Here is an 8,205-nt window from a genome sequence, read left to right on the forward strand (position 1 = left end):
CATGAAACGCATCGCCCCCATCGACATCGCAGGCGGCATCCTCGTCGTCGCCTTTCTCGCTCTGCTGCCCATGTTCGCCGCCAGCAACTATCTCACCGGCGTGCTCACCGTCTGCGTGATCTACGGCATCTGGGCCTCAAGCTGGGACTTCATGTCCGGCCTCACGGGGCGCGAGAACTTCGGCCACTCGCTGTTCATAGGCGCCGGCGCCTATACTGCCGGCTTCCTGTCCTCGATCTGGTCGGCCAATCCCTGGGTCAGCCTGCCGCTCGGCGTGGTGATCGCCATCGCCTTCAGCCTGCTGGTCGGCTTCCCGACGCTGCGGCTGCGTGGACCTTACTTCGCGCTGGCGATGCTCTCCGCTTCGGCCATCCTGCAGCGGCTGTGCCTGATCTTCTGGGAATATACCGGCGGCGAGGAAGGTATCTACGGCCTCGATCCCCTCATGAAGAATCCGCTGCATTACTACTGGTTCGTGCTGGCGATTCTCGCGGTCACCGTGATCACACTGACCCTGCTGGCCCGGTCCCATTGGGGCCTGCTGTTACGCGCGATCCGCGGCGACGAGGCGACCTGCCAGGCCGCCGGCATCAATGTCACCTTCTACAAGATCGTGTCGCTGATGATATCCGCGGGCTTCGCAGGCCTGGGCGGCGCGCTCTATGCGCATTACCAGTTGCAGGTCTCGCCGCCACTATTCTCTGTCGTGGTCTCCATCACGGTCATCATCATGGTCTATGTCGGCGGCATCGGCTCGATCTATGGGGCTGCCGTGGCCGCGATCCTGCTGACGCTGCTCACCGAGATGTTGCGCGGCTTCGGCGAGTATCGCCTCTGGATCTACACGCTCACGCTGATGCTGATCCTGTTCTTCCTGCCCAATGGACTGATCGCGCCGCTCTGGCGCCGGCTGACGGAGCGCCTGCGATGACTGATCCGCTGGAAGTCCACGACTTGCTCAAAGTAGATGGCGTGACCAAACGCTTCGGCGGCCTCACTGCCGTCAAGAACGCCAGCTTCACGCTCAAGAAGGGTGAATTCACCGGCATTCTCGGCCCCAACGGCGCCGGCAAGACGACCTTGTTCAACATCCTCACCGGCTTCATGCAGCCGACATCAGGCACGATCCATTTCAACGGCGATCTCGTCCGAGAACTCGCCCCCTATAAGGTCGTCAATCGCGGCATGGCGCGCACCTTCCAGCTCACGCGGCCCTTCGTCGGCATGAACCTCCTGGAGAACGTGCTGGTCGCCTGCATGTCGCCGCGCGCCAGCGAGGACAAGAACAAGGAGGAGCGCGCCAGCTATCTGCTCGCGCAGGTCGGCCTCGGCGGGCGCGACAAGGAGCCGGTCGAGACGCTGCCTTACGGCGACCTCCGGCGGCTCGAGATCGCCCGCGCGTTGGCGACCCGACCGGACCTGTTACTGCTCGACGAACCCTTCGCGGGCCTCGGGAGCAGCGAGATCGAACAATTGGCGCAATTGATTCGCCGGCTGCACCGCGAGGAGAACCTGACCATCCTTCTGATCGAGCACAAGCTACGCGAATTCATGGCGCTGGTGTCGCGCGTGATCGCGATGAATTTCGGTGAGATCATCGCCGTCGGCCCACCGGAAGAGATCGTGAAGAACGAGAAGGTGATCGAAGCCTATATCGGCAAGACGGAGGAAGCCCATGCCTCTGCTTGAAGTCGCCGATCTCAAGGTCAGCTATGGCAAGGCGCTGGCGATCGAATCCGTTTCCATCAGGGTCGAGAAGGGCGAGCTGATCGGCGTGCTCGGCCCCAACGGCGCCGGTAAGACCACACTGCTGAAGGCCATCTCGCGCAGCATTGCTTCCCAGGGGACGCTGAATTTCAAGGATGCGTCGCTGCATCCGATCGAGCCTTATAACGTCGTCGCCAAGGGCATCTGCCACTGTCCCGAGGGGCGCAAGCTGTTCTCGGAACTCTCGGTGCTGAAGAACCTGCAGCTCGGCGCTTACCTCCGCAAGAATAATGCCGACGTCGAGAAGGACCTGGAGCGCGTCTTCACGCTATTCCCGGTGCTGCGCGAACGGCAATGGCAGCAGTCGAGCACGCTGTCCGGCGGCGAACAGCAGATGGTGGCCATCGGCCGTGCGCTGATGGGCCGACCCGAGCTACTGCTTCTGGATGAGCCCTCGGTCGGCATCGCGCCGCGGCTGAAGGGGCTGATCTTCGACTCGATCCAGCAGATCCGGAGAGACGGCACTGCGATCCTGATCGTCGAACAGGACGCGACATCGACGTTGCGGATCGCGGATCGGGTCTATGTGCTGGAACATGGGCGGACAATCCGTGAGGGAACGTCCGCAGAGATTGCTGGCGACAAGTATATCCAGCAGATTTATCTGGGCGTGTAGCTGCCCGCCGGACAGTGTGAGTCACCGCTCCCCAGCGGGGAGAGGTGACTCACAGCGCTTACGCCTTCCGCGTATACAGATGAAATCCGCCATAGATGCCCGAGCGATCTGCAGCCAGACCTTCAACACTGCGCGCCTCATCGCGCTGCCATGTCTGACGCAGCGACGCATGCTCCGGATCGTCCAGCGGCGATTCAGCTCCGGCGGTGCGGAAGATCACGCGGATGCCATCCTTGCCGGCGCGGTCGATCGCGTCCCACAGCGCACGGATTTCATCCGGCGCCATCCAGTCCTGCGAATCCAAGAGCACAACCGCATCGATCTGGCGAGCCGGCAGGCTCTCAATGAACACGCGCAGATTGACGTGGACCGGCGTGACCAAGGCCGCACGGCTTGCTGTGTCGGCGTAACGGCTCTGTTGCAGATAGAGCGGCAGGCATTTATCGCCGGGGCCGACATAACTGCGGCTCAGCGCCTGCCAGGCGAAATAGTTGTGGGCGTTCGGATGCACGTCGATCAGAGCGAGCAGACGTTGATGCAGCACTTCGTTAAGCGGCTGGTTGCCACCCAGCAGCGTGCGCTGCTGCGGCGGGATGCCGAGGCTGAACAGCAAAGCAGGCGTCTTCGTCATCAGGCGGGCCAGCCGGGAGTGGAACAGCCAGTGCAGGCGTTCCAGCGCGCGCTTGCGCGCCGGCGACTGCGCATCTTCATGCAGCAGAGCCTTGAGATCGATCCGGGCAAGTTTCGCCAGGGTATGCGCGAAGCCGATGAACCGGCCAAGCGCGCCATGACGATAGAAGCCGTCGCTGAAGTAACCGTAGCGTGGGCGGCCCTGGATATCGCGCTCGTCCCAATAGCCACGCGCGTCGGCATCGAGCAGCGGGCGCAGCCGCTCGCGATACAGTCCGACATTGGTGTCCGAGGCGCCTTCGCCGAAGAATTTCCAGAAGTCTTGATAGTTCGGCAGTGCGCGCAAGCCGGCAAGCTTGAGCTTGAGCAGCGATAGATGCGCTTCATTCAGATCGACCGCGTAGACGTGCTCGGGCTTCGCCGACAGATAGGACAGCGCGTTACAGCCGCCGCTGGAGATGGTGACAATCGTCGAACCAGGCGCCAGTTTCAGCGCCGCCATATCCGCCTCGGGATCTTCCCAGATCTGGGTATAGACCAGCCGACGGAACCAGAAGGCGAACAGCCTGTCCCAAATCGTCGTTTCCTCGCGACCACGGCTATTGCGAACGGCGTCGGCGATCAGATGCGTATTCATCGGCTTCTTGGACCCTTCGAATCGACAATCTGAAATTTTTATCAAGCGCAGACTGCGGTTTTGCGACAGTCATTCTAAATTTCGGCCGATTCTCGCGACGAAACTACTGTCACACCGCTGTCGTGTTGCGATGAAATGGATCGCTCATCCGGATGCGACGAGGTGCGCCATGACGATTGTCTCCGAATACGAAGACGGCGGTCAGCCCGCATGGTCGAACGAAGCCACGCATCGCATGAACCGGATGTATCGCTGGCAGCGCTTCATCTATGACGCGACGCGCCGGTACTATCTTCTCGGCCGTGACCAGCTCATCGCTGAACTGGCACCCGCGCCGGGTGCGACGGTACTGGAGATCGGCTGCGGTACCGGTCGCAACCTCGTTCAGGCCGCCCGCAAATATCCACAAGCGATATTCTACGGCATCGATATTTCGACCGAGATGCTGACCACAGCGATTGCCTCGATCGCCCGCAATGATCTCACGGATACCGTCCGCGTCGCCCATGGCGATGCGACGAATTTCAATCCGGCGCGCATTTTCGCCGTTCCGTCATTCGATCACGTCATGATTTCCTACAGCCTCTCGATGATTCCGAGCTGGCAGGATGTGCTCGATCATGCTGTCTCCCAGCTCAAACCCGGCGGGAAACTACACATTGTCGATTTCGGCCATCAGGAGCGGCTACCGAAGATCGCGAGCAAGCTGCTGTTGCGCTGGCTGACGCTGTTCGACGTGACGCCGCGCCGCGAGCTTCTCGACGTGCTGAAGGCGCTCGCGGAGCGTCATCACGCCAATCTCGATTTCAATCGCCCGTTCCGCGGCTACGCGCAGTCTGCGGTGTTGACGCTGCCGAAGTAAATTCAGGCGAGTTTGCGTCTGTTCACGTTCCGATAGGCTTCGACGGCGCCGAACAGCGTCAGCGACAGCACGAACGGGATCAGGTGATAGAACAGCCGGAACAGCAGCAGCACAGCCAGTAGCTGCTCGGTATGTTCGCCGCCAAGCCCGACCAGAATTGTCGCATCAAACACGCCGATGCCGGCGGGTGCATGGCTGGCGAACCCCAACAGCGTAGCGGCGATGAAGACGACGATCACCTGCGCGACGCCGACATCCATCGTCTCGGGGATCAGCACATACATCGCCAGCGCCGCGGCTCCGAGATCGACGAGACCGATGCCGATCTGGAAGAACACGTTGCGACCGCTCGGCACCGGCACCGACCAGTTGCGACCGCCGAGTGTCCGCATACCGTTCCACGTCCAGCTGACATAGGCGATGATGCCCGCCAGAATGGCCACCGCGATGAACCGGTTGACCTCGGGCGAGAGCTGATCGATCCGGCTGATGGCGCCCGGCTCGTGCAAGGTGCTGAGCGCCAGCGCGGTGAGATTGCCGAGCCAGAAGGTCAGACCCGTCAGGAAGCAGATGCGGGCGACGCCGGCAGGACCGATGCCGTGCGGTGCATAGATTCGGTAGCGCACCGCCGATGACACCAGCAGCACGGCGCCGGTTCCGTGTGAAATCGGATAGCTGGTGAAATTGGCCAGCGCTGCAATCCTGAAGGGAATGTCCCCCCGTCCGATCATCTGCAGGGCCAGCCAGTCATACAGCGTCAGGCTGCCATAGGAGATCGCCACCAACACCAGCGCGAGCGCGATGCTGCCCGGCGGTACCATTTGCATGGCAGGCAGTACGTGGGCGAAATCCACGCCCTTGAGCGCCCTAGTCAGCGCCATAAACGCAATCGTAGCAATTGCTATGCTAAAGAGCGCGCCAAGCCACCTCCAGCTGAGGCGCGTACGCATCAGCTGCATGATATTTTTCAATGCGGGTGGCACATTGTTCTACTTTTCATTAGGTCTGAGCACGCCATGATTCGCGCATGTGTTCGCGCGTTCTGTTGCACGTCCATGTGACAGCTGCGCAAAAGCAGCGTTTTGGCGTCATCCAACAATCCGGTGATTTCCAGATTTCGCCCCGCCATGTCGCATCAAGGTCATGCGGGTTCCGTAAGCCATGCGCACTGAATGCACTGATTCATCCAAGCAGGACACCATGTCGACCGAGACCGAATATCAGCTCACCGAAAACCAGTGGGACACATTGCGGATGCTTCGCCCCGCGATCCTGCCACCGGCCAAGCTGAACCGTTACGTTCTCGATCAGCTGGTTGCGATGGGGCTGGTTGCGCTATCGGACACTGATCCGGCGCTGACACCCACGGGCCGCGCCGTGGTTCTGCGCGGCTGTCCGCGACTGTGGGATCTGGCGGCCTGAACCGAGGCTTTCGCCGTCAGGGCGCATCGGCCCGCTGAAGCAAAAATGCGAGCGCGTCCTCGCAGCGATCTTCGACTTTGAAGCTGAGAAACTCGTCGGCGCGCGTGCGGCCGAGATTGACCGCGGCAATCGGAATCTCCGCGCACACCGCCGCTTGCACGAAGCGAAAGCCGGAATAGACCATCAAAGACGAACCGGCGATCAGCATGGCGTCGGCCTTCTGCAGGTGACCGAGCGCGGCATCGACGAATTCACGCGGCACGTTCTCGCCGAAGAACACGACATCCGGCTTGAGGATGCCGCCGCAGATCTCGCAGGCCGGCACGACAAAGGATGCGAAATCGACGCCCTCCAGATCGGCATCGCCATCGGGCGCAACGGCCGCATCGAGATCCAGCCAACCTGTGTTCAAGCGGCCCATCTCGCGCTGGAAGTCATCGCGCTGGATCCGGCGTTCGCAGCCCATGCACCGAACGAGATCAAGTCGGCCATGGAGGTCGATGACCTTCTTGCTGCCAGCGGCCTGATGCAGACGATCGACATTCTGCGTAAGCAGCATCTCGCATTTACCGAGCTTCTCGAGGCCCACCAACGCGCGATGCGCATCGTTCGGCCGCGCCTGGCCAAATCGCCGCCAGCCAATGAGACTGCGCGCCCAATAGCGCTGGCGCGTCAATTCCTCGCCCATGAAGGCCTGAAAGGTCACGGGCTGCGTCCGCTTCCAGTTCCCATCGGTGTCGCGATAATCGGGGATGCCGGAATTGGTGCTGCAGCCCGCACCGGTCAGGACAAAAAGACGTTCATGGCGATCGACGAAATCGCGGAGGGCATTGGGTCGGGTCATCAGGGAAGGCTTATCTCGGCGAGAAATGATCCCAAGCGCGCGCCGGCGCGACGCATGGGACTGCATATGTGGGGGTGGAGCTCGGCGATTCCACCGCGCGATCACGCTGCCGCGTCGGACATCGCTGGTCACTGGTCGTTTCCCGATGAAAATCGGGAGATTCTGGCCTATGGGGGCGCTGCCAGTGAGCGCTAAGCCATTGAAATTATGGTCGGAGTGGCAGGATTCGAACCTGCGACCCCTGGGTCCCGAACGCAGTGTACATCCTTTAAGTTATTGATTTTTCTCGCTGTGACAGGTGCTGCCGCCACGTTTTGTTCACGGTCGTTTCACCCGATTCGTTGCGCCGTTCTCAGAGAGAACGGCGGCAGTCGCCTCGGTCCATTGGGACGCTCCCAGACTTCCGAACTTCATGCCCAAAAAGAATGCGACCGCCGACGAGCTGATCTGGCTCTTTCACGAGAAGCTTGCAGGCTCTAACTTCCCCAATACCCGGATTGCGATTATTCCAGTCGGGGATGGCAATTGGTCCGCGCTGACAAATGCCACCGAACGCCGACATTACCCAGATCTTGCAATGGCTGTGACGCGAATCAAGAAGCAGCTGCGAGGGCGCTACGGAGCCAGATCAAGGGCAGCGAGCTTGACGCCGAGCACATCGAGACCGACATTCTATCAGCTTAACTCGAGTCCAAATCTCCCGAACGAGCTTCACTCACAACCGCCGAGGTTCGTGTAATCGTCACGCTCGTAGTGAGGCATGCGCTTGGCCACGGGGCTGGCGGACTGATCGAGGGTGTATTGCCTGAGATCGAAGCGATCTCAATTGCAGTCGGCAAGGTCGTGACGTCTCCAGTGCGAAGCTGAAGGCGCATTGTGCGTGGTACCACGGGGCGTGTGATCGTCGGTGACGCAGATCAGGGTCGCACACCTGCGTGGAACGTCGGCGCCCCGTATTGCGTGCAAGGGACGTTTATCTACCAGGGGGGTCCGATGCGCCAATAGCGGTCACTCAGTGGCGTGGATGTTGCCTGCCCCTCGGATTGCGTTGACAAGCGCCTCCGGATCCGCAGGGATCTGGTCGCCACGCCACGCGACATGCTGGTCGGGGCGCGCGAACAGGAGCTTGTGCCGGTAAACGTCAGGTGCTGATACAGCGGTGATATCGAACCGTCCGATTGGTAATAGGCGCAACTGGCCGATGCCTTCCAGATCACACCGCGCTCACCCTAGCCTGAGACATAGACATAGCTCCCGACATTGCCATGATCGCGCAATTGGATAGATTGCTGCTCCACCAGAAAGGGTGAAAGGTGGCATCCAAAGAAGGGCACAACCTGCTGGACGATACCGCGAACCAATGCGCGTATTGCGGATTCACGATGCAATTGGATGCACGCTTTTGCGGTGGCTGTGGGCGGCCACGG

9 protein-coding genes are annotated in these 8,205 nt (G+C 61.0%); 5 read left to right on the forward strand and 4 right to left on the reverse strand.

What is annotated here, in order from left to right:
* Position 1 precedes the first annotated feature (1 nt).
* From CIW50_RS15290 to CIW50_RS15300, 3 genes are read left to right on the forward strand one after another with little or no spacing between them, the layout of a single operon-like run.
* A complete protein-coding gene (locus tag CIW50_RS15290; RefSeq protein ID WP_149532063.1) occupies positions 2 to 931 on the forward strand; it encodes a branched-chain amino acid ABC transporter permease in 930 nt (309 codons plus the stop codon).
* On the forward strand, positions 928 to 1,689 hold the full coding sequence (locus tag CIW50_RS15295; protein ID WP_149532064.1) for an ABC transporter ATP-binding protein: 762 nt from the start codon (positions 928 to 930) through the stop codon (positions 1,687 to 1,689). The genes CIW50_RS15290 and CIW50_RS15295 overlap by 4 nt, the downstream gene beginning before the upstream one ends.
* The gene (locus tag CIW50_RS15300; protein ID WP_089262171.1) at positions 1,676 to 2,383 is read left to right on the forward strand and encodes an ABC transporter ATP-binding protein; all 708 of its coding nucleotides are present in this window, start codon (positions 1,676 to 1,678) and stop codon (positions 2,381 to 2,383) included. Before CIW50_RS15295 ends, CIW50_RS15300 begins: the two co-directional genes overlap by 14 nt.
* Before the next feature lie 58 nt (positions 2,384 to 2,441).
* Here the strand turns inward: CIW50_RS15300 and CIW50_RS15305 are convergent, their stop codons facing one another.
* On the reverse strand, positions 2,442 to 3,650 hold the full coding sequence (locus CIW50_RS15305) for a BtaA family protein (protein WP_149532065.1): 1,209 nt from the start codon (positions 3,648 to 3,650) through the stop codon (positions 2,442 to 2,444).
* Between the two features lie 169 nt (positions 3,651 to 3,819).
* Here CIW50_RS15305 and CIW50_RS15310 point away from each other — a divergent pair, with 169 nt between their 5' ends.
* A complete protein-coding gene (locus CIW50_RS15310; protein ID WP_149532066.1) occupies positions 3,820 to 4,512 on the forward strand; it encodes a class I SAM-dependent methyltransferase in 693 nt (230 codons plus the stop codon).
* A 2-nt stretch (positions 4,513 to 4,514) separates the two neighbouring features.
* Here CIW50_RS15310 and CIW50_RS15315 read toward each other — a convergent pair whose 3' ends face one another.
* Complete coding sequence (locus tag CIW50_RS15315) at positions 4,515 to 5,393, reverse strand: putative bifunctional lysylphosphatidylglycerol flippase/synthetase (protein ID WP_149532067.1); 879 nt, start codon at positions 5,391 to 5,393, stop codon at positions 4,515 to 4,517.
* 319 nt (positions 5,394 to 5,712) lie between these two features.
* Between CIW50_RS15315 and CIW50_RS15320 the strand changes: the two genes are divergently transcribed.
* Positions 5,713 to 5,934 carry a hypothetical protein gene (locus CIW50_RS15320; RefSeq protein ID WP_092139391.1) on the forward strand — a complete coding sequence of 74 codons (222 nt, stop codon included), beginning with the start codon at positions 5,713 to 5,715 and terminating at the stop codon, positions 5,932 to 5,934.
* Positions 5,935 to 5,950: 16 nt separating this feature from the next.
* Here the strand turns inward: CIW50_RS15320 and CIW50_RS15325 are convergent, their stop codons facing one another.
* Both CIW50_RS15325 and CIW50_RS29375 read right to left on the reverse strand, forming a co-directional pair.
* On the reverse strand, positions 5,951 to 6,778 hold the full coding sequence (locus tag CIW50_RS15325; protein WP_149532068.1) for an NAD-dependent protein deacetylase: 828 nt from the start codon (positions 6,776 to 6,778) through the stop codon (positions 5,951 to 5,953).
* A 1,229-nt stretch (positions 6,779 to 8,007) separates the two neighbouring features.
* The coding region (locus tag CIW50_RS29375; protein ID WP_207105015.1) for a hypothetical protein at positions 8,008 to 8,205 on the reverse strand (198 nt) is incomplete at its 5' end.

Origin of the sequence: Tardiphaga sp. P9-11 (genome assembly GCF_008329525.1) — a bacterium.
In the GTDB taxonomy this organism is placed as follows: domain Bacteria; phylum Pseudomonadota; class Alphaproteobacteria; order Rhizobiales; family Xanthobacteraceae; genus Tardiphaga.